General features: G+C 71.5%; 21 protein-coding genes. 8 read left to right on the top strand and 13 right to left on the bottom strand.

The window, feature by feature from the left end; all coding sequences use genetic code 11:
* Position 1 precedes the first annotated feature (1 nt).
* Genes C2L59_RS42795 through C2L59_RS42785 form a run of 3 tightly spaced genes read left to right on the top strand, consistent with a single transcriptional unit; the run spans position 2 to position 2,615 of the window.
* Positions 2 to 1,444 carry a hypothetical protein gene (locus C2L59_RS42795; protein ID WP_103355300.1) on the top strand — a complete coding sequence of 481 codons (1,443 nt, stop codon included), beginning with the start codon at positions 2 to 4 and terminating at the stop codon, positions 1,442 to 1,444.
* Between the two features lie 47 nt (positions 1,445 to 1,491).
* Positions 1,492 to 2,241 carry a PhzF family phenazine biosynthesis protein gene (locus C2L59_RS42790; protein ID WP_103355299.1) on the top strand — a complete coding sequence of 250 codons (750 nt, stop codon included), beginning with the start codon at positions 1,492 to 1,494 and terminating at the stop codon, positions 2,239 to 2,241.
* On the top strand, positions 2,241 to 2,615 hold the full coding sequence (locus C2L59_RS42785; protein WP_103355298.1) for a YccF domain-containing protein: 375 nt from the start codon (positions 2,241 to 2,243) through the stop codon (positions 2,613 to 2,615). Before C2L59_RS42790 ends, C2L59_RS42785 begins: the two co-directional genes overlap by 1 nt.
* Here the strand turns inward: C2L59_RS42785 and C2L59_RS42780 are convergent.
* Positions 2,612 to 3,412, bottom strand: coding sequence for a metallophosphoesterase family protein (locus tag C2L59_RS42780; RefSeq protein WP_103355297.1), 801 nt, complete (start codon positions 3,410 to 3,412; stop codon positions 2,612 to 2,614). The two genes, C2L59_RS42785 and C2L59_RS42780, sit on opposite strands and share 4 nt — an antisense overlap.
* Positions 3,413 to 3,449: 37 nt before the next feature.
* The gene (locus C2L59_RS42775) at positions 3,450 to 4,244 is read right to left on the bottom strand and encodes an HAD-IIA family hydrolase (RefSeq protein ID WP_103355296.1); all 795 of its coding nucleotides are present in this window, start codon (positions 4,242 to 4,244) and stop codon (positions 3,450 to 3,452) included.
* A gap of 190 nt (positions 4,245 to 4,434) precedes the next feature.
* Between C2L59_RS42775 and C2L59_RS42770 the strand changes: the two genes are divergently transcribed.
* The gene (locus C2L59_RS42770) at positions 4,435 to 6,207 is read left to right on the top strand and encodes a multicopper oxidase family protein (protein ID WP_103355295.1); all 1,773 of its coding nucleotides are present in this window, start codon (positions 4,435 to 4,437) and stop codon (positions 6,205 to 6,207) included.
* Positions 6,208 to 6,337: 130 nt separating this feature from the next.
* Here the strand turns inward: C2L59_RS42770 and C2L59_RS42760 are convergent, their stop codons facing one another.
* The 5 genes from C2L59_RS42760 to C2L59_RS42735 all read right to left on the bottom strand — a co-directional run bounded on the left by C2L59_RS42760 (position 6,338) and on the right by C2L59_RS42735 (position 10,074).
* On the bottom strand, positions 6,338 to 7,405 hold the full coding sequence (locus C2L59_RS42760; RefSeq protein ID WP_103355293.1) for a sulfate/molybdate ABC transporter ATP-binding protein: 1,068 nt from the start codon (positions 7,403 to 7,405) through the stop codon (positions 6,338 to 6,340).
* Complete coding sequence (locus C2L59_RS42755) at positions 7,402 to 8,166, bottom strand: ABC transporter permease (protein WP_103355457.1); 765 nt, start codon at positions 8,164 to 8,166, stop codon at positions 7,402 to 7,404. The genes C2L59_RS42760 and C2L59_RS42755 overlap by 4 nt, the downstream gene beginning before the upstream one ends.
* Positions 8,167 to 8,227: 61 nt before the next feature.
* Positions 8,228 to 8,998 (bottom strand): molybdate ABC transporter substrate-binding protein, encoded by a 771-nt coding sequence (gene modA, locus C2L59_RS42750; protein WP_103355456.1) that lies wholly within the window; start codon positions 8,996 to 8,998, stop codon positions 8,228 to 8,230.
* A gap of 158 nt (positions 8,999 to 9,156) precedes the next feature.
* Positions 9,157 to 9,561: a molybdopterin-binding protein gene (locus C2L59_RS42740; RefSeq protein WP_091318504.1), complete on the bottom strand. Its 405-nt coding sequence runs from the start codon at positions 9,559 to 9,561 to the stop codon at positions 9,157 to 9,159.
* A gap of 33 nt (positions 9,562 to 9,594) precedes the next feature.
* Positions 9,595 to 10,074: a MarR family winged helix-turn-helix transcriptional regulator gene (locus C2L59_RS42735; protein WP_103355292.1), complete on the bottom strand. Its 480-nt coding sequence runs from the start codon at positions 10,072 to 10,074 to the stop codon at positions 9,595 to 9,597.
* A 93-nt stretch (positions 10,075 to 10,167) separates the two neighbouring features.
* On the opposite strand from C2L59_RS42735, the gene moaA reads away from it, so the two are divergent.
* The 3 genes from moaA (at position 10,168) to C2L59_RS50140 (ending at position 13,217) form a co-directional block, all read left to right on the top strand.
* Positions 10,168 to 11,232, top strand: a complete 1,065-nt coding sequence (moaA, locus tag C2L59_RS42730; protein WP_103355291.1) for a GTP 3',8-cyclase MoaA — start codon at positions 10,168 to 10,170, stop codon at positions 11,230 to 11,232.
* 1 nt (position 11,233) lies between these two features.
* On the top strand, positions 11,234 to 11,494 hold the full coding sequence (locus C2L59_RS42725) for a MoaD/ThiS family protein (protein ID WP_199199661.1): 261 nt from the start codon (positions 11,234 to 11,236) through the stop codon (positions 11,492 to 11,494).
* 1,069 nt (positions 11,495 to 12,563) lie between these two features.
* Positions 12,564 to 13,217: a transglycosylase family protein gene (locus tag C2L59_RS50140; RefSeq protein WP_103355290.1), complete on the top strand. Its 654-nt coding sequence runs from the start codon at positions 12,564 to 12,566 to the stop codon at positions 13,215 to 13,217.
* A 127-nt stretch (positions 13,218 to 13,344) separates the two neighbouring features.
* On the opposite strand, the gene C2L59_RS42715 is transcribed toward C2L59_RS50140, so the two are convergent.
* The 4 genes from C2L59_RS42715 to C2L59_RS42700 form a co-directional block, all read right to left on the bottom strand.
* The gene (locus tag C2L59_RS42715; RefSeq protein WP_103355454.1) at positions 13,345 to 14,265 is read right to left on the bottom strand and encodes a molybdenum cofactor biosynthesis protein MoaE; all 921 of its coding nucleotides are present in this window, start codon (positions 14,263 to 14,265) and stop codon (positions 13,345 to 13,347) included.
* Complete coding sequence (gene moaC, locus C2L59_RS42710) at positions 14,262 to 14,732, bottom strand: cyclic pyranopterin monophosphate synthase MoaC (protein WP_103355289.1); 471 nt, start codon at positions 14,730 to 14,732, stop codon at positions 14,262 to 14,264. The genes C2L59_RS42715 and moaC overlap by 4 nt, the downstream gene beginning before the upstream one ends.
* Positions 14,733 to 14,752: 20 nt before the next feature.
* On the bottom strand, positions 14,753 to 16,141 hold the full coding sequence (locus C2L59_RS42705; protein ID WP_103355288.1) for an NAD-dependent malic enzyme: 1,389 nt from the start codon (positions 16,139 to 16,141) through the stop codon (positions 14,753 to 14,755).
* A gap of 102 nt (positions 16,142 to 16,243) precedes the next feature.
* Positions 16,244 to 16,423, bottom strand: coding sequence for a hypothetical protein (locus tag C2L59_RS42700; protein WP_103355287.1), 180 nt, complete (start codon positions 16,421 to 16,423; stop codon positions 16,244 to 16,246).
* Positions 16,424 to 16,512: 89 nt separating this feature from the next.
* Here C2L59_RS42700 and C2L59_RS42695 point away from each other — a divergent pair, with 89 nt between their 5' ends.
* Positions 16,513 to 18,750, top strand: coding sequence for a helicase-associated domain-containing protein (locus C2L59_RS42695; protein ID WP_103355286.1), 2,238 nt, complete (start codon positions 16,513 to 16,515; stop codon positions 18,748 to 18,750).
* Positions 18,751 to 18,951: 201 nt separating this feature from the next.
* Here C2L59_RS42695 and C2L59_RS47645 read toward each other — a convergent pair whose 3' ends face one another.
* On the bottom strand, positions 18,952 to 19,215 hold the full coding sequence (locus C2L59_RS47645) for a hypothetical protein (protein ID WP_233224005.1): 264 nt from the start codon (positions 19,213 to 19,215) through the stop codon (positions 18,952 to 18,954).
* Positions 19,216 to 19,386: 171 nt separating this feature from the next.
* A partial coding sequence (locus tag C2L59_RS42685; RefSeq protein ID WP_146060511.1) for a DUF742 domain-containing protein occupies positions 19,387 to 19,868 on the bottom strand: 482 nt, incomplete at its 5' end.

Genomic DNA, 19,868 nt, shown 5'->3' with positions numbered 1-19,868 from the left:
GATGGCTCAGGAGCACGCCGGATACCGGCAGTACGAAGGCGACTTCTACGCCGAGACGCAGCAGAAACTCCAGCAGAACGTCCACCACTTCGGAGCCGAGGACCAGGGCGACGCTCGCGACGGGGTGGCGCCGCAAACCCAGAACCAGGCCGCGCAGTACTCGGTCGAGCAGGGCAAGGTGCTCCTGCACAACCAGTCCACCCGCGGTGATGCACCCGCCCCGGAGCAGAACTACCCGGCGAGCACGCACGAAGAGCTGTACAACATGGTCCACCAGAACATGGACCCGAAGGATCTCGACGACCGAGGACGGCTGGCCAACCGGATCGGCAACTGGCTCGCCGACGTTTCCAATTCCGCGAACGACGCCGTCAACTCGAGCGAGATCCAGTGGCAGGGCACCGGCGCCGCGCAGGCGCACGGGTTCTTCCAGAACACCGCCAGCTACACCGCCGAGACGGCCAATGCCGCTCAGCTCAGTTCGAACCGCTACTCCCAGCAGGCCGCCGCCGCTGATTATGCGCAGAAGAACATGCCTGAACCTACCGGGTTCGACCAGCAGGCCGAAATCAACAAGGCCACCCAGCAGTACCAGGGCGGGGATCTTGTCGGGGCGACGCAGACCATGACCAACGTTGCCGCCAAGCAGCAGCAGGCTGATGCTGCTCATCAGCAAGCCGTTCAGGTTCTCCAAAATCTCGACTCCACCTATCACGAGACCGCCAGTACCCAGCCCACCTACACGCCGCCTCCGCAGCTTGGGCAAGGGGACTCCACCTCCGCCAGTGGGTTCCACGGCACCAGCAGCGCCGGGTTCTCCGGTACCCCGACCATCGGCGGAAGCGGAGGCGGAGGCGGCGGCACTGGCCCCGGAGGCACCAGCGGCACCTTCGCGCCCGGAAGCCCGGGAAGCCCGGGAGGCCCCGGCACCACCCCGCCGAACACCTACGTCCCCCCAGGCACCACCAGCGGCACCGGGACCTTCACCGGCAACACCAACTTCCGCACCACCCCGAACACCCCAACCCTCGGCCGCATGACGCCCGATGGCCTCGCCCTGCCCGGAACCACCACCGGCACCGGAAGCGGTGGCGGCAACGACGTCACCCGCGGCAAAGGCATCGGCTCCGGCCGGGCCGGTACCGGGTTCGCCGGCTCACGCGTCTCCGGAAGCTCAGGCACCGCACCAAAAGAACCGCTGGAAGGCGGCAAGACCGGCAGCAAAACCGGCGAACGGCTCGAGCGCGGAGCGACCGCCGCAGCCGCTGCCAAAGGCACGAGCAAAGGCGGCGCCGCCGCCACCACCGCAGCCGGCAAGAAAAAGGACGACGACAAAGAACACAAGAACAAGTACGCCGTCGACGAAGATGCCTTCGACCTCCAGACCGAGCGTGGGCCCGATGGGGAAAAGGTCGTCAAGCCGACCATCGGGGAGTCCACCTAAGGGACAGACCCGAGGGAAGCCGCGAAATCCCCGGCTACATTGGGGGCATGCGCTTCTTCATCGTCGACGCCTTCACCGATCGCGCCTTCGCCGGGAACTCCGCCGGGGTCGTCCTGCTGGACGAACCCGCCGATCCGGCCTGGATGCAGGCCGTTGCCGCCGAGATGAAGCACGCTGAGACCGCCTTCGTCGTCACCTCCGACGCCGGCCCCAAGTCGCTCCGGTGGTTCACCCCCGCCGTCGAGGTCGCCCTCTGCGGGCACGCCACCCTCGCCGTCACGCACGTTCTCGGCGGGAACCAGACCTACACCACCAAAAGCGGCGAACTGCGGGCCAACGCCGAAGACGGCTGGGTCGAGCTGGACTTCCCCGCCGACCCGCCGCAGCCCACCGACGACGACCTGTCCGAAATCCTCCCCGGTGTCGAGATCGAGTACACCGGCCGCGGCGTCGAGAACCTCTTCGCCGTCGTCAAAGACGCCGACACCGTCCGCGGCCTCGAGCCGGACCTCGGGAAGCTCAAGCACACCTGGACCGGGCGGCTGCTGGTCACCGCGAAAGAAAACGACTACGTCAGCCGCTTCTTCGCCCCCGGCGTCGGCATCGACGAAGATCCCGTCACCGGCTCCGCACACTGCATCCTCTCGCCCTACTGGTCCGAGCAGCTCCAGAAGAACGAGCTGACCGGGGAACAGGCGTCGAGCCGTGGCGGGATCGTGCGGACCCGCCAGGACGGCGACCGGGTGCACATCGCCGGCCAGGCCGTCACCGTGCTGAGCGGGGAGCTGCACGTCTGATGCGCACGCTGCTGAACATCATCTGGCTCGTCCTGTGCGGCTTCTGGATGGCCGTCGGCTACCTGATCGCCGGCGTCATCTGCTGCATCCTGATCGTCACCATCCCGTTCGGGCTGGCGTCGTTCCGGATCGCGCGCTACGCCTTCTGGCCGTTCGGGCGCACCGTCGTCGACCGGCGGGACGCGGGCGTCGCGTCCTGCCTCGGCAACGTCGTCTGGTTCGTCTTCGCCGGGTGGTGGCTGGCCCTCGGGCACGTCTTCACCGGCATCGCCCTGTGCCTGACGATCGTCGGCATCCCGCTCGGCGTCGCGAACTTCAAGATGATCCCCGTGTCGCTGGTGCCGCTCGGCAAGGAGATCGTCGAGATCGCCTAGGACTCCGGTTCGTACGGCAGCGGCACCACCAGGCACGGCCCGCCGACGAACAGCCCGCCGTCGACGCCGAGGGCCTTGCCGCCCGCGTACAGGAACGGGCCCTCGATCTGCGTCGGGTGGATCCCCAGCTGGTCCGCGATGACGCTGTGCCCGTGCACGATCCGCGACCCGCCGAGCTCGTCCATCAGCTTCTGCGCGTTCTCTTCGCCGTCCGGGCCGCGGAAGGCGTACCGCGTCGTCATCCGGCGCCAGACGTCCCACCACGACTCGATGTCGCTGCCCTCGAGGATCTCGCGAGCCGCCTCGTTGATCTCGTCGATCGACGAGCCCCAGTCGAGGTACTCCAGCGTGTCCGAGTGCAGCAGCAGGTGGTCCGCGGCGACGGCGGCCAGCGGGCGCGCGGTCAGCCACTCGATGTGCTCCGGGGTCAGCCGGTCCTGGTCCGACAGCAGGCCGCCGTTGATCTCCCAGCTGCGGGCGAAGCTGCGCGGGCCGAAGTCGGACGGCACCGGCTCGTCGCCGAAGTGGTACATCCCCAGCGCCAGGATCTCGTGGTTGCCCAGCAGCGTCTGGACCTGGCCGCCGGCCTCGGCCGCCTGCGCTTCGAGGCGCATGACCAGGTCGATCGCGCCGACGCCGTCCGGGCCGCGGTCGACGAAGTCGCCGAGGAACCACAGCTGGTCCTCGCCGCCGGACCAGTTGTCCTGCTCGTCGACCAGGCCTTCGGATCTCAGCGCGTCGGCGAGTTCGTCACGGTGGCCGTGGACGTCGCCGACCACGTACGTCGACTTGCTCATCCGGTGACGATAAGCCCTGCTCGCACCCGGCCCTCGCTCAGCCTTCGCCGAACGGGTCCAGGGTCCGCCCGATCAGGTCAGCGATCGAGTCGATCACCAGTGTGGGCCGGTACGGATAGCGTTCGGCCGACTCCGGGGTGGATATGCCGGTCAGCACCAGGATGGTCTGCAACCCCGCCTCGATGCCGGAGTGCACGTCGGTGTCCATCCGGTCGCCGATCATCAGCGTCGACTCCGAGTGCGCGCCGAGCCGGCGCAGCGCCGAGCGCATCATCAGCGGGTTCGGCTTGCCGACGTAGTACGGCGAGCGCCCGGTGGCCTTCTCGATCAGCGCCGCGACGGACCCGGTGGCCGGCATCGAGCCCTCCATGCTGGGGCCGGTCGCGTCGGGGTTCGTCGCGATGAACTTCGCGCCGCCCTCGATCAGCCGGATCGCGCGGGTGATCGCGCTGAAGCTGTACGTGCGGGTCTCGCCCAGCACGACGTAGTCGGGGTCGCGCTCGGTCAGCACGTAACCGACCTCGTGCAGCGCCGTCGTGAGGCCGGCTTCGCCGATGACGTACGCCGAGCCGTTCGGCCGCTGCGACGAGAGGAACTTCGCGGTCGCCAGCGCCGAGGTCCAGATCGACTCCTCGGGGATGTCGAGCCCGGTGCGCTCCAGCCGCGCCCGCAGGTCGCGCGGGGTGTAGATCGAGTTGTTCGTCAGCACCAGGAAGTCGATGCCGTTCGCCTTCAGCTCGGCGAGGAACTCGTCGGCCCCGGGGACGAGGTGCTCCTCCTTCACCAGGACGCCGTCCATGTCGGAGAGGTACGTCCACCGGCGTTCGCTCATGGCGCGAAACCTATCACGCGCGCGAGACACCTGCGGGCCACGCCGAAAACGGCTACAGTGGAAATTGCCGGTAACGCGAGGGGAGTCGCGCGCCCGGTCACCGAGGGGGTTCGGGGGAATACTTTTCGACGTCGGCGGCACACGTGCCGTCGCGCTATTCGTCCTGCCCCCGTTCCGAAGGGGGAAACAAATGACCGAAATCATCGAGCGCCCGGCGACAGCCGGGCCGATCACCGCACCGAACTGGGGACTCACCAAGTTCCTCGACCCGCTGCGCATTCCACCGGTGTACCGGCCCCGCGGCCGGGAAACGATCACCATTCCGATGGTGACCCGGCAGCAGCGGCTGCACTCCGAATTGCCCGAAAGTACGCTGTGGACGTACGCCGGGCATTTCCCGGGTCCGACGATCGAAGTGCGCAGCGGCAGGCAGCTGCGGATTTCGTGGTCGAACGAAATCGAGGGCGAGTTCCCGTTGGTCGCGGTTCAGGGCCCGGTCGCCACCGCGCCGACCAGCCGGCCGGGCCGGGAACTGGACAAGAAGGACTACTCGATCATCGAGGGGGTCGCCGACCTGCCGGCGTGGACCGTCGTGCACCTGCACGGCGCCCGCACCAACGCCGGCAACGACGGCTGGGCGCACAACGCGGGTCTGAAGGGGACGTCGCAGCTGGCCGAGTACCAGAACCACCAGCAGGCGATGCCGCTGTGGTACCACGACCACGCCATGGCGATCACGCGGTTCAACGTCCACGCCGGCCTCGCCGGCATGTACCTCCTCCGCGACGACGAGGAGGACGCGCTCGGCCTGCCGCACGGCGACCACGAGATCCCGCTGATCATCACCGACCGGAACCTCGACACCGACCCGGCGACCGGCGCGCTCACCGGGCAGCTGCTGTTCAAGGTCCCGTTCGTGCCGAACGGCCCGATGATCCCGTTCTCCGGGCCGTTCAACCTGGTCAACGGCGTCATCTGGCCGCACCTGGACGTCGACGCCCGGTGGTACCGCTTCCGCCTGCTCAACGCGGCGAACTCGCGGTTCTACACGCTCAACCTGGTCGACGAGAACAACGTGCCGGTCAACGACGCCGTCCGGCTGATCGGCACCGACGGCGGCCTGCTGCCCGCGCCCGCCGAGCTGCCGAAGGGCGGCCTGAGCGTCGCCCCGGCCGAGCGGTTCGACGTCCTGATCGACTTCAGCCGCTTCAAGGGCCGGAAGCTGAAGCTGCGCAACGCCGACCCGCAGCTGGGGACCATCGAACCGGACCTCATGGAGTTCCGGGTGGACGGCCGCGCGAAGCACGACCCGTTCACGCTGCCGGCGAAGCTCTCGACGTCGTACGTCCGGCTGCAGCACGGCACGACACTGCCGGAGGACCACGACCACGTCTGGGTCGCGCTGCTGCTCAACGCCGAGGGCCACCCGGAGATGTGGGACCTCCAGGAGGTCGACGCGGACCCGGGCGGCGCGGGGATCATCCAGCTCCAGGACCCGAACGGCGGGCTGAAGACGTTCCGGATGAACGGGCGGCTCTTCGACGACACCACCGGGATCTTCATCGACCACGACCGGTGGGCGGTGTGGAACCTGGTGCACGTGGCCGCCGGGCCGCCGGCGCACCCGATCCACATCCACCTGACGGAGTTCCAGGCGCTGTTCCGGCGCAGCTTCACCACGACGTTCGACCGGCCCACCGAGCGGACGACGGCGCCGATCGCCGGCTTCACCGACATCCCGCTGGAGAAGTACGAGGAGGGCTGGAAGGACACGATCATCGTGAACCCCGGCCAGTGGGTGAGCGTCGCCGGCCGGTTCGGCGGTGGCACGGGCGAGTTCATGTTCCACTGCCACATCCTCGACCACGAGGACGAGGGCATGATGCGGCCGTTCGTCGTGCACCCGCCCGAGGTGGCGAAGTTCCACGTCCACCCGGGCGGCGGCCACCACCACGACGCCTGACCCAAGCGCCCCAATGTGGCGTTCGGTGCGTCCCACGCACCCAATGCGGCGTTCGGTGCATCCGACGCACCCAACGCGGCGTTCGGTGCATCCAACGCACCCAACGCCACATTGGGGGTGTTCTGGCGCGTCAGGGAGCCGCGGCCGGGTGGATCGCCACGGTCGCGGCCTTCACCGAAAGCGTCACCGCCGTGCCGGGCTCCAGCGCGAGCTCGGCCACGGCGGCCGGGGTGAGGTCGGCGGTCAGGCCGCGGGCCCAGCCGTCGCCCTCGGCCCGGACCCGGATCACCGGCCCGTGCGGCTCCAGGGCCGCGACCACGGCGCCGGTGGTGTTGCGCGGGCTGCCGCGGTGCTCGCCGTCGCGGGCGTAGACGGCGACGGCGTTCGGCGGGAACACCGCCACCGCGGGCTCGCCCGGGACCACGTCGGCCGCCGGGAGGCCGCTGACCACCTCGCCGGACACCGTCCGCAGCCCCTCGGGGACCGCGGTGCCGGCGACCAGGTTGAGGCCGGCGATCCGCGCGGTGAACGCCGTCCGCGGCGCCGAAAGCACGTCACGGGTCGGGCCGCGTTCGACGATCCGGCCCTCGTTCATGACGGCGACGTGGTCGGCGAGCGCGAGCGCGTCCAGCGGGTCGTGCGTGACGAGCACGGTCGTCGGCCCGGCCTTCAGCACCCGCCGCAGCAGGCCGCGGATCGCCGGGGCGGCGTCGACGTCGAGCGCGGCGAACGGCTCGTCGAGCAGCAGCAGGTCCGGATCGGCGGCCAGCGCCCGGGCGATCGCCACGCGCTGGGCCTGCCCGCCGGACAGCTGCCCCGGCCGCCGGTCGGCCAGCGCGACGGCGTCCACTTCGGCCAGCCAGTAGAAGGCGCGCTCGCGGGCGGCGCGGCGGCCGGCGCCGGTCGAGCGCGGCGAGAAGGCGACGTTGTCCGCCGCCGAAAGGTGCGGGAAGAGCAGCGCGTCCTGGGAGAGCAGCCCGATCCCGCGGCGGTGCGGGGCCACGCCGGCCAGCGCGCGCCCGGCCACGGTGATCTCCGCCGACGCCGGCGTGATGAGGCCGGCGAGGCAGCCCAGGACGGTCGACTTGCCCGAGCCGTTGGGGCCGAGCAGTGCCAGCACCGTCCCGGCCGGCACGTCGAGGTCGACGTCCAGCGAGAACGAGCCGCGCACGGCCTCGATCCGGGCGGCCAGGCTCACCGGAGGCCGCCTTCCCACGAGCGCGGCCGCGCGACGGCGATGACCAGCATCGCCACGACGATGAGCAGCAGGGACAGCGCGACGGCGCTGTCGATGTCCGCTTCGGCCTGCGTGTAGACCTCGAGCGGCAGGGTGCGGGTGACGTCTTCGAGGCTGCCGGCGAAGGTGATCGTCGCGCCGAACTCGCCGAGCGCACGAGCGAAGCTCAGGACGACGCCGGAACCGAGCGCGGGCAACAGCAGCGGGAGCGTGACCCGGCGGAAGACGGTCCACGGGCGCGCGCCGAGCGTCGCGGCGACCTGCTCGTAGCGATCACCGGAGCCGCGCAGCGCGCCTTCGAGGCTGACCACGAGGAACGGCATCGCGACGAACGTCTGCGCGATGACCACGGCGGTCGTGGTGAACGGGACGGACTCCCCGGTCAGCGCGGTGATCAGGACGCCGAGGAAGCCCTTGCGGCCGAGCAGGTAGAGCAGCGCGAGACCGCCGACGACCGGCGGCAGCACCAGCGGCAGCAGCACGATCGACCGCAGCAGCCGGACCCCGCGGAACCGGGCCCGCGCGAGGACGACGGCCAGCGGGACGCCGAGCAGCACGCAGGCCAGCGTCGACAACGCGGCCGTGACGAGCGACAGCCGCAGCGCGTGCCACGACGACGGCGTGGCGATCAGCGACGGCAGCCGCGTCAGGTCCGAGCGCACCAGCAGCCCGACGACCGGGAGGACGACGAGGGCCAGCGCGAAGGTGGCCGGGATGCCCAGTACCCACGGAACCCGCGAACGACCGGCCGGGACGGATCCCGGCCGGCCGCTGGGGAACCGGTTACTGCGCAGGGCCGAACCCGACCTTCGCCAGCTCGTTCTTGCCCTCGGTGCCGAGGACGAAATCGCTGAACTGCTTGGCCAGGTCGGCCTGCCCGCCCTTGACCGCGGCGATCGGGTAGCTGTTGACCGCCTGCGCGGCCTCCGGGAAGTCGACCTTGTCGACCTTGCCCGCGGACGAGGTGACGTCGGTGACGTAGACCAGGCCCGCGTCGGCGTCACCGGACGCGACCTTGTTCAGCACCTGCTTGACGTCCTGCTCCTCGCTCTTCGGCTTGAGCGTGACGCCGGTGGCCGTCTCGACCTTCTTCGCCGCGGCGCCGCACGGCACCTGCGGGGCGCAGGTGAGCACGGTCAGGCCCGCCTTGTTCAGGTCGGCGAAGGACTTGATCCCCTTGGGGTTGCCCGGCGCGACCGCGATGGCCAGCTTGTTGGTCGCGAAGACCGTCGGCTGCCCGTCGATCACGCCGCCCTGGACGGCCTTGTCCAGGTTGGCCTGGTCGGCGGAGGCGAAGACGTCGGCCTTCGCGCCGTTGGTCAGCTGCTGCACCAGCGTGGACGAGCCCGCGAAGCTGAACTTCACGGAGGTGCCGGGGTGCTTGGCCTCGAACTCCTTGCCGAGCGCGGTGAACGACTCGGTGAGCGACGCGGCGGCGAACACGGTCAGCGTGCCGCCACCGGCGTTCGCGGCCCCCTTGGGCGCGGGCGCGGTGACCGACGCGCCGGGCTGCGTGCTGGGCTCGTCCGAGCTGCTGCACGCACCCGCGAACAGGGCGACAGCCGCGACGACGAGAGCGAGCTGTGAAAACCGGGGCCTCGCCCCGGGCCGGGGGCTCCGCCACCCGGACCCCCGAAAAGCCTGCTGTGACAACCGGGGCTTCGCCCCGGGCCGGGGGCTCCGCCACCCGGACCCCCGAAAAGCCTGCTGGTTCATCTACTTCCTTCCGGTGTTTCCACCACGACAGTGGTCGCTTTGACCACCGCAACCGCGAGCACCCCCGGGCGCAGGCCCAGCTCGCGGACGGCTTCGGTACTCATCAGGGACACCACGCGGTGCGCCCCGCACTGCAGTTCCACCTGGGCCATCACCTTGTCGGTGATGACCTCGGTGACCAGCCCCACGAACCGGTTGCGGGCCGACCGGCCGACCGCCGAGGGGTCGTCGGGCGCGGCGGCCTGCGCACGGGCGAACCCGGCCAGCTGGGCGCCGTCGACGACCTTGCGGCCGGCGGCGTCGTCGGTCGCGGTCAGCTGTCCCGCCCGTACCCACCTCCGGACGGTGTCGTCGCTGACCCCGAGCAGGCGCGCGGCCTCGGACAACCGAAATTGCGGCATGCCACCGAGATTATCTCCGCAGTTGAGGAAAAGCTACGCGGGGCCCGAATTGCCCATGACTTCGGCGCGCAGCTCCTCGAGCATGACATTCTGATAACGCTCGATCACTTTTCGCTCGGCCGGGGAGAACTGCGCGAGCAGGTCGCGAAGGGTCCCGAAGGCCGACTCGAAGAGCGGCGCGAAGCGCTCGGCCGCCCCCGGCACCACCTCGACGAGCACCTTGCGGCGGTCGTGGGTGTCCCGCACCCGGCGGACCAGCCCGACCTTCTCCAGCCGGTCGACGACGCCGGTGACCGCGCCGGTCGAGAGGCCGGTCAGCTCGGCGATCCGGCCGGCGGTGAGCGGGCCGCCGGCCTGGATGACCAGGTCGAACGTCTTGTGGTCGGTGCCGGACAGGCCCATCCGCTCGGCGATCCGGGCGTGCCGCAGGACGGTGAACGTGCTGCCCGCGCGGCCCAGTTCCGCGAACCGGAAGAGCTCCTCTTCCGTGACCGGGTAAGTCTTTTCCGTCACAAGCCCTCGTTAGTTCGGCTGCTGAACCACTCACTGCGCAAAGTATCCTAGAGAAGAAGCCGGTTCGCCCGTTCCGGAGCTACCCTGTGCGTAATGACGGCAGTGGATCTCGGGTTTCCTCGCGTCCCCGGCACACGAGGGTCATCTCGCGCGCCCAGGCCCGCGAACCCGCACCTCATCGACACCTTCGGCCGGGTGGCCACCGATCTCCGGGTTTCCCTGACGGATCGGTGCAACCTGCGCTGCACCTACTGCATGCCCGCCGAGGGCCTCGACTGGATGCCCGGCGAGCAGGTGCTGACCGACGACGAGCTGGTCCGGCTGATGCGGATCGCCGTCGAGCAGCTCGGCGTCACCGACATCCGGCTCACCGGCGGGGAACCGCTGCTGCGGCCGGGCCTCGAGGACCTCGTCGCGCGGATCACGGCGCTCTCGCCGCGGCCGCGGTTGTCCATGACCACCAACGGGATCGGGCTGGCCAAGCGCGCCGCCGGGCTCGCGGCGGCGGGGCTGAACCGGATCAACGTCTCGCTCGACACCGTCGACCCCGAGACGTTCAAGACGATCACCCGCCGCGACCGGCTCTCGCACGTGATCGCGGGTCTCGCCGCGGCGCGGGACGCCGGGATGGCGCCGGTGAAGGTCAACGCGGTGCTGATCCGCGGGCTCAACGAGACCGAGGCCGTGCCGCTGCTGAAGTTCTGCCTCGCCGAGGGCTACCACCTGCGGTTCATCGAGCAGATGCCGCTGGACGCCCAGCACGGCTGGAACCGCGGCGAGATGATCACCGCGGCGGAGATCCTCTCGATGCTGCAGACGTCGTTCGAGCTGACGCCGTTCCCGTCGGCCCGGGGCGGCGCGCCCGCCGAGCGCTGGCTGGTCGACGGCGGCCCCGGCGACGTCGGCGTGATCGCGTCGGTGACCCGGCCGTTCTGCGCGGCCTGCGAGCGCACGCGCCTGACCGCGGACGGCGCGGTCCGCTCCTGCCTGTTCAGCAACGACGAGACGGATCTGCGATCCCTCGTGCGCGCGGGCGCGCGCGATGAGGAGGTAGCGGACGCCTGGCGGGCGACGATGTGGGGCAAGCTCGCCGGCCACGAGATCAACGACGCCGGATTCGCCCAGCCGATCCGGCCGATGAGCGCGATCGGCGGTTGAGATGGGTCCCGTGACGATCGTGGTGCGGTACTTCGCGGCGGCCCGCGCGGCCGCTGGGACGGAAGAGGAGAAGGTGCAGCTACCGGACGGCGCAACGGTCGCCGACGCGGTGGCCGAGCTGCGCCGCCGCCACCCGGAGGGGCTGCCGCGCATCCTGGACGCGGTGAGCTACCTGCTGGACGGGGTGGCGGTGCGGGATCTGAGCCGCCCACTGACGGACGGCGCGGAGCTGGACGTCCTCCCCCCTTTCGCCGGCGGCTGACCCACCCGCCTCACCGCTTCTCTCTGCCCACCTCCCCGCCGGCTCCTCTCGCCCCTGCCGGCTAGCTCACGCGCCTGGGAGGTCGGCTCGGCGCGGGTAGCCCACCGCAGAGTGGCGGCCTCCTGATCACGTAAACCGGCCATCCGGGCCACGCCAGCCGACCATCTGGGTGCGTGAGCCGACAGTCTGGGTACGCCAGCCGACCCTCCGGGTGCGCGAGGCGACCCGGCTGGGGGTGGCGCCGCGCGTTTTGCGCCGAAGCTTGCAAGCAGGTGGGCCGTCCGGCGGAGGGCCCTGACTTCGGTGTGTCTGTATCCCGGCGACCGCTCGGGCGCCGCCGCCGACCGCTCGCCGACCGGCTTTTCCGGTCCTCGGCGTGGCGCGTCACCAGTTCCGGGTGTTCGCGAGAAGCTGATCCCCGCCGGGCACCACCCGTCCGGTGACCTGTTTCACCTGGTCCGCGCCCCGTTTCGGCCCCGGCGAGCGAGGTCGGCCGCCGGGGTCGCTCCGGGCGTGGCCGCAAACCCCCCTAACAGGTGGGACTGCTGTGACTCAAGGGGCAACTGGGGCAGGATTGTCAAGTCTGGCGCCGTCCTGCCGGTGGTCATAAGATGCGCGCTCCAATCGCGTTCCGGGCGTCGCGAATGGGCCATTCGCTACGCGAAACACGTGATGCAAGCCTCACGATCCGTGTTTTATCTCGACCAGGAAACGGGCAGATAACGGCCGCCTGACCTGCACAAACACCTGTATCGGCCAGGGTTGCGTGTCGTTACTGTGACGTAGGTCACGCCCCGAATAATTTCCGATCACGGCCATCGTTACGTACCGTCGCTTTTCGGTTGGCCCCGACCGACCGCGCAACACCGGGAATCCGTAGCGCCTAGCCCTGTCCGACGGATCCCCGGACCCATACCCCGAGCGAAAGCATTTCCGGACAGGGACGAGGGGACGACGATGACGCGCCGTGCGTCGGACTCGTCTGCCGGTCTGAGACGGCCGGCGCCAGGACCCCGATCCTGACCCTCACCACTGGGTCGTAGGCGCTGGGAAACCGAGATGCATTCAAATGTCTTACCGAGGCAAGCACCGCAAGATGTCCGCTGCCACCCGCACCGTCGCTCGCGTCGCCATCGCGGGCATCGCGGTCGGCGCGCCCCTCGCGATCGCCGCGACCCCCGCGTCGGCGACCAACTGGGACGCCATCGCGCAGTGTGAGAGCAGCGGCAACTGGAACACCAACACCGGCAACGGCTACTACGGCGGCCTGCAGTTCTCGCAGAGCACCTGGAAGGCCTACGGCGGCACCGGCAGCGCGGCGAACGCGTCCCGCGAGCAGCAGATCGCCGTGGCCGAGCGCGTCCTGCAGGGTCAGGGCATCGGCGCGTGGCCGGTCTGTGGCAAGAAGGGCGGCGGCGGTTCGTCGGCCCCGAAGGCCACCGGCAAGACCACCAAGAAGGTGACCCCGAAGAAGGACACGACCGCGACCGCCCCGAAGAAGGCGGCGAAGGCGGCGGCGCCGGCTCCGGCGGCCCCCGCGGCGACCGGCGTGAGCAGCTCCAACCCGGCGGGCAACTACACCGTCGTGGCGGGCGACACCCTGTCGAAGATCGCCAAGCAGTTCAACGTCCAGGGCGGCTACCAGAAGCTGCAGGACCTGAACGCGAAGTACATCCCGAACGCGGACCTGATCCTCGTCGGGCAGAAGATCGCCACCAAGTGACGATCACGCAGTGATGCGCGAGTCCGGCCTCGAGCCGTGACCTGACAGGGCTCCCACCGCCGATCCCCCGGGCGGTGGGAGCCCTTCACACGTTCCACGGCGATTGCTGCAGCCGCCGTCCCGGGGGTCAGGGCGAGTTGACCCACTCGTCCGTGCCGTCGGTGAAGTGCTGGTGCTTCCACACCGGCAGGCGCGCCTTGACCTCGTCCACCAGCTCCGAGCACGCCGAGAACGCCTGCCCGCGGTGCTCCGCCGCCACCGCGCACGCCAGGGCCACGTCGCCGATCGTCAGCGGCCCCAGCCGGTGGCTCACCGCCACCGCGCGGACGCCCGGCCAGCGGGCCGACAGGTCCGCCACCACGTCCTCGATCACCTGGCTCGCGCTCGGGTGACCTTCGTACGTCAGGTCCCGGACGCCCTTGCCGCCGTCGTGGTCGCGGACCACGCCCGAGAACGTCACCACCGCGCCCGCCGCGTCGTCCTCGACCAGGCGGGCGTGCTCCTCGACCGACAGCGGCTCCTCGGTCACCAGCGCTCGCGCCACGCGCACCAGCGGCGCCGGAGCGGCCGCGCGCGGGTGGTCGCCGCCCGCCAGTTGGTCCACCGCGTGCTCCAAGATGCCCTCCAGCACGCCCAGGCCGTCCCTGACGCCGCCGGTGGAGCCCGGGAGGTTCACCACCAGGGTCCGGCCCGCCACGCCCGCCACGCCGCGCGAGAGCACCGCCGTCGGCACCTTCGGGAGGCCGGCCGCGCGGATCGCGTCCGCCACGCCCGGGAGCTCGTGGTCCAGGACCGCGCGGGTGACGTCCGGGGTGCGGTCCGTCGGCGAGATACCCGTACCGCCCGTCGTCAGCACCACCGCGACGCCGTCGGCCAGCGCCGACCGCAGGGCCACCCCCACCGGGTCGCCGTCCTCGACGACGACCGGGGCCGGGACGTCGTACCCGCGGTCCGCCAGCCAGGCCGTGATGACCGGGCCCGTCTTGTCCTCGTAGACGCCCTTCGCGGCGCGGTTGGACGCCACGATCACGCGTGCGGTGCGCTTCACGGCCGCTCCCACGTTCCGGTCTTGCCGCCGTCCTTGCGGAGCAGGCGGACCTCGTCCAGGGTCGCCGCCGGGTCGACGGCCTTGATCATGTCGTGCAGGGTCAGCCCGGCGACCGCCACCGCGGTCAGCGCCTCCATCTCGACGCCGGTGACGTCGGTCGTCTTGGCCGTCGCGCGGATGCCGACCTCGGTCTCGCCGAGGGTGAACTCGACCTTGACCCCGGACAGCGCGATCTGGTGGCACAGCGGGATGAGCTCGGGCACCCGCTTGGCGCCCATGATCCCGGCGATCCGGGCGGTGGCCAGTGCATCGCCCTTCGGGAGGCCGTCGACGGCCAGCAGCCGGAGCACCTCGGCGGTGGTCCGCACGGTGCCGGCGGCGAGCGCGGTGCGGGCGGTCGCGGTCTTGCCGGAGACGTCGACCATCCGGGCGGCGCCGGTCTCGTCGACGTGGCTGAGTTCACTCACGCCCCGAGGCTACTTCGGGATCAGCGCTCGGCGAGCACAGCCTTCCGGACCGCCTCGGCGACCGCCGGGGCCACCGCGCTGTCGAACACACTGGGCACGATGAACGACGCGTTGAGCTTGCCGTTGTCCACCACGTCGGCGATCGCGTCCGCCGCCGCCAGGAGCATCGAGTCGTCGATGTTGTGCGCGTGGGCGTCCAAGAGGCCGCGGAAGACGCCCGGGAAGGCCAGGACGTTGTTGATCTGGTTCGGGAAGTCGCTGCGGCCCGTCGCGACCACCGCGGCGTGCTTCTGGGCCTCCATCGGGTCGATCTCCGGGTCCGGGTTCGCCAGTGCGAAGACCACGGCGTCGGACTTCATCGTCGCCACCTGCTCGGCGCCGAACAGGTTGGGCGCCGACACGCCGATGAACACGTCCGCGCCGGCCAGGGCCTCGTGCAGGGTGCCGCTGACCTGGTCCTTGTTCGTGTGGGACGCGATCCACGCCAGGTTGTCGTCGAGGTTTCCGCGGGCCGGGTGGACGATGCCGTCGATGTCCGCCGCCACGATGTCGCCCGGGTTCTTCTGCAGCAGGAGGCGGATGATCGCCGAGCCGGCCGCGCCGACGCCGCTGACCACGATCTTGCAGTCCTCGATGCTCTTGCCCACCACGCGCAGCGCGTTGCGCAGCGCCGCGACCACCACGATCGCCGTGCCGTGCTGGTCGTCGTGGAACACCGGGATGTCCAGCTGCTCGCGCAGGCGCTTCTCGATCTCGAAGCAGCGCGGAGCCGCGATGTCCTCCAGGTTGATGCCCGCGTACACCGGGGCCAGCGCCTTGGCGATCATGATGATCTCTTCGGTGTCCTGGGTGTCCAGGCAGACCGGCCACGCGTCGACGTCGGCGAACTTCTTGAACAGCGCCGCCTTGCCCTCCATCACCGGCAGCGCCGCGGCCGGGCCGATGTTGCCCAGGCCGAGGACCGCGGACCCGTCCGTCAGCACCGCGACGGTGTTGCGCTTGATGGTCAGCCGGCGCGCGTCCTCGGGGTTGGCGGCGATCGCCTGGCAGACGCGGGCGACACCCGGGGTGTAGGCGCGGGAGAGGTCGTCACGGTTGCGGAGCGCGACCTTGGGCGTGACCTCGATCTTGCCGCCGAGGTGGATCAGGAACGTCCGGTCGGACACCTTGCGCACCCGGACGCCGGGCAGCGAATCGAGCGTCTGGGTGATGTCGTTCGCGTGGTTCTCCGACAGCGCGTTGGCGCTGATGTCGACCACGATCGAGTCGGAGTGGGACTCGACGACGTCGAACGCGGTCAGCACGCCGCCGACGCGCCCGACGGCGGCGGTCAGGTCCCCGGCCGCGGTGACCGAGGCCGGGGCCTCGACCCGGACGGTGATCGAATATCCGGGACCGGGAACCGGCATGGCACTACCCCCGTGTGGGAAAAGCGGGCTGGGACGGAGGGAAACCTACTCCCGTGACCGCCCTCACGAGGGGCCGATACCGGTACTGACCAGTAACTCTCGCTACCGGTTGATCTCGGTCTCCGGGTGCACATAGGGCACCGTGTCGAGCGGGAAGGCGATGTCGCCGAACGGCGACAGCGCGCCCTGGCGGTCGGACGCGAGCTCGGTCACGGGGTGCTCGCCGGCCTCGCCGGGCCAGGTCGGATCGACGCCCTTGTGCTTCTTCTCACCCTTGGCCACAACGTCCTCCACAGCCGTCCACGGTTGTACCCGGACAGTCTGCCTGAGCCCGCGCGGCCCGGCTCAACCGCCCGGTACCCTGGTCTTCTATGCCCGCGACCTCCTTGGCGGACTGGCTGCGTGCGGAGCCCGACGGCGCGCTCGCAGAGCTGCTCCGCACGCGGCGCGACCTGTCCACGCCGCCGCCCTCCGACAGCACGGTGCTGGCCACCCGGGCCGGCACGCCGGGCTCGGTCGCGCGCGCCTGCGAGGACCTCGACACCGTCACCATCTCCGTGCTCGAAGCCTGCCTGCTCGCCGGCGCCGACCGCGACCCCGTGCCGGTCGAAGACGTCGCGAAGCTCGTCGGGGCCGACATCGCCGAGCCGCTGGCCCGGCTGCGCGCGCGGGCGCTGGCCTGGGGCCCGGACGACGCCGTGCGCGTGCCGCCCGCCGCCCGCGAAGCCCTCGGGCCGTTCCCGGCCGGGCTGGGCGCGTCCTCGGCGGCGCTGGCCGGCGAAGACCTCGAAGCCCGGCTCGCCGAGCTGTCCGAAGACGAGCGCGCGGTGCTGAACGCCCTCGCCGCCGGGCCGCCCATCGGGCGCACGCGCGACGCCGGGCGGGAGTTTTCGCTCGAAAAGGCCGAGACGCCGGTGCAGAAGCTGCTCGCCCGCGGCCTGCTGCTGCGGCGCGACGACCAGACCGTCGAACTGCCGCGCGAGCTCGGCGTCGCGCTGCGCGGCGGGGTGTTCGCGCCGGGCGCGCTCACCGAGCCGGAGCTGCCGCGCCACCCGCACCAGACGTCCACTTTGGACCAGGCGGCGGCCGGCGAGGCGATGGAGTTCCTGCGCCACACCGAAGCCCTGCTGCGCTCGTGGTCGGCCGCGCCGCCGCCGGTGCTCAAGTCGGGCGGTCTCGGCGTGCGCGAGCTGAAGAAGCTCGCCAAGGACCTGGAGATCGACGAGACCCAGGCGGTGCTGCTGGCCGAGCTGGCCGTGGGCGCCGGGCTCGTCGCGGACAGCGAGGCGACCGTGCCCGAGTGGGTGCCGACGACGCTGACCGACTCGTGGCTCGCGTCGCCGACCGCGCAGCGGTGGATGACGCTCGCCCAGGCGTGGCTGGAACTGCCGCGGCTGCCGGGGCTGGCCGGCGGCCGCGACGCCAAGGACAAGCCGATCGCGCCGCTGTCGGAGGAGCTGCGCCGCCCGCTGGCGCCGGTCACCCGGCGGCGGGTTCTCTCGGCGCTGGCCGACCTCCCCGCGGGCGCCGGGGTGAAGAGCGTCGACGAGCTCGTCGCGGTGCTGGCCTGGCGCGCCCCGCGCCGGGGCGGGCGGCTGCGGGACGAGACCGTCCGCTGGACGATGGCCGAGGCGTCGGCGCTGGGCCTGGTCGGGCTCGGCGGCGTCACGACGGCGACGCGCGCGCTGCTCGCCGACGACCGGCCGGCCGCGGTCGAGGCGATCCTGGACGCGCTGCCCGCGCCGGTGGACCACGTGCTGCTGCAGGCCGACCTGACGGTCGTCGCGCCGGGACCGCTGGAGCCGGAGCTGGCCACGGAGATGTCGGCCGTGGCCGACGTCGAGTCGGCGGGGCACGCGACGGTCTACCGGATCACCGAGGGCTCGGTGCGGCGGGCGCTGGACACCGGGCGCACCGCCGACGAGCTGCACGCGCTGTTCAAGGCCAAGTCGGCGACGCCGGTACCGCAGGGCCTGAGTTACCTGGTCGACGACGTCGCCCGCCGCCACGGCCGGCTGCGCGGCGGCACGGCGGCGTCCTTCCTGCGCTGCGACGACGAGGCGCTGCTGGCCGAGCTGCTGGCCCATCCGATCGCCGCGGAGCACGCGCTGCGGCTGATCGCGCCGACGGTCGTGATCAGCCCGGACCCGCTGCACGAGGTCCTGGCGGCCCTGCGCGGCGCCGGCTTCGCCCCGGCGGCGGAGGGCCCGGACGGCCGCGTGGTCGACATCCGGCCGGGCGGCCGCCGCCTGCCGGCGAAGGCCCGGGCGGCCCGCCGCAGCCCGGGCGAGCAGGCGGTCCTGACCGAGGACCAGGCGGCCCGGATCGTCTCCAACCTCCGTGCGGGTGACGCGGCGACGGCCCGCCGCCGGGGCTCGGCGGTCCGCGCGCCGGTCGGCGGCGGCGCGGACACGTCGGCGACGCTGGAGCTGCTGTCCCGGGCCACGCTCGAACGCCGTGAGGTCTGGATCGGGTTCGTGGACTCGAAAGGGACCGCGAGCCAGCGCGTCGTCCGGCCGGTTCGCGTCGGCGGCGGCGTCCTCGAAGGGGACAACAACGAGCGGTACTCGCTGCACCGCATCACCTCCGCCGCCCTCGTCGAGGACTGACGCCGGATTCGGTGAATCGCCGCCGGAGGGCCCGGGCGGGTGGTAAGCCTGATCCATGAAGTGGGGAACGCGCGTGACCGCGGTGGCCGCCGCGACCGTCGTGGCCGGAGCCGCAACAGCGGCCACGGCCGACGCCGCCGGGCCGCCGGTCTACTCGAAGTACTCCGTCGGCGGGAGCACGCACATCGCGAAGGCGGACGTCTACCTGAACCTCGGGCCCGGGCAGTTCGAGGTGTACACCCTGATCGGGCCGTACAGCTTCACCGGCACGTTCACGCTGCCGCCGGTGCCCGTCACCCGGTCGGTGCCGGGCGTCGGCCGGATCGACGGGACCGTCACCTTCGGCCCCGGCCACGCCGAAGGCTCGATGTTCGGCGGGTTCTCCGGCTCGGCGACCTGGCCTGTCACGCTCTCCGACGTCCACGTCAACGGCATGCCGTACGACGTCGGCGCGAAGTGCGGCACGAAAGAGCCGGTGACCACCGCCCTCGCGTCGGACGACTTCGCCACCGGCCGCGGCGGCCGCCTCGAGTCGACCTACGCGATCGGGGCCTTCGAGAACTGCGGCTCGGCGACTCCGCTGATCAACGCCTTCGTCCCGGGCCCGGGCAACACCCTGGCCCTCGACCTCGCCGGTCAGAGCGCGCGCAGGCCGGCCAGGACGCGTTCCATGAACTCGCGGGACGACCGGTCGCCGAGGATCAGCTCGGTCTGGTGGATCAGCACCAGGCCGATGTCGGCCATGTCGCCGACCAGCACCTTCACCACGCCCAGCGGCAGCCGCAGGTGCGCGGCGATCTCCGCCACGGACCGGGTGTCCAGGCACAGGTCGCAGATCCGGCGGTGCTCGACCGAACGGACCCCGCGGTAGCGGCGCCCGTCATCGGACGTCGAGACCAGCGCCTCCAGGGCCAGGTTGTGGTCGGACCGCGTGCGCCCGCCCGTGCGGGTGTACGGGCGGACCCGCGAGTTCACCACCGGCACCGGGCTCGCCACCCGGGCGCGCTCGTTCCACGGCGGTTCTTCCCACGCCTCCGGCTGCGGGACCCAGCGGGTCTCCGGGTCCGGCGGGGGCGTCCAGTCGGCCGGCGGCGGGGCCCACGCGGGTGGCGGCGCGG

Source organism: Amycolatopsis sp. CA-128772 (assembly GCF_002904295.1).
Classification (GTDB): domain Bacteria; phylum Actinomycetota; class Actinomycetes; order Mycobacteriales; family Pseudonocardiaceae; genus Amycolatopsis.
Note: the sequence above shows the minus strand (reverse complement) of the source record. Positions and strands in the feature narration are given on the sequence as shown.

Bases quoted from the DNA above. Each gene is read 5' to 3' on its own strand.
- C2L59_RS42795 (WP_103355300.1), top strand. From the start codon at position 2: ATGGCTCAGGAGCACGCCGGATACCGGCAGTACGAAGGCGACTTCTAC.
- C2L59_RS42790 (WP_103355299.1), top strand. From the start codon at position 1,492: ATGCGCTTCTTCATCGTCGACGCCTTCACCGATCGCGCCTTCGCCGGG.
- C2L59_RS42785 (WP_103355298.1), top strand. From the start codon at position 2,241: ATGCGCACGCTGCTGAACATCATCTGGCTCGTCCTGTGCGGCTTCTGG.
- C2L59_RS42780 (WP_103355297.1), bottom strand. From the start codon at position 3,412: ATGAGCAAGTCGACGTACGTGGTCGGCGACGTCCACGGCCACCGTGAC.
- C2L59_RS42775 (WP_103355296.1), bottom strand. From the start codon at position 4,244: ATGAGCGAACGCCGGTGGACGTACCTCTCCGACATGGACGGCGTCCTG.
- C2L59_RS42770 (WP_103355295.1), top strand. From the start codon at position 4,435: ATGACCGAAATCATCGAGCGCCCGGCGACAGCCGGGCCGATCACCGCA.
- C2L59_RS42740 (WP_091318504.1), bottom strand. From the start codon at position 9,561: ATGCCGCAATTTCGGTTGTCCGAGGCCGCGCGCCTGCTCGGGGTCAGC.
- moaA (WP_103355291.1), top strand. From the start codon at position 10,168: ATGACGGCAGTGGATCTCGGGTTTCCTCGCGTCCCCGGCACACGAGGG.
- C2L59_RS42725 (WP_199199661.1), top strand. From the start codon at position 11,234: ATGGGTCCCGTGACGATCGTGGTGCGGTACTTCGCGGCGGCCCGCGCG.
- C2L59_RS50140 (WP_103355290.1), top strand. From the start codon at position 12,564: ATGTCTTACCGAGGCAAGCACCGCAAGATGTCCGCTGCCACCCGCACC.
- C2L59_RS42705 (WP_103355288.1), bottom strand. From the start codon at position 16,141: ATGCCGGTTCCCGGTCCCGGATATTCGATCACCGTCCGGGTCGAGGCC.
- C2L59_RS42695 (WP_103355286.1), top strand. From the start codon at position 16,513: ATGCCCGCGACCTCCTTGGCGGACTGGCTGCGTGCGGAGCCCGACGGC.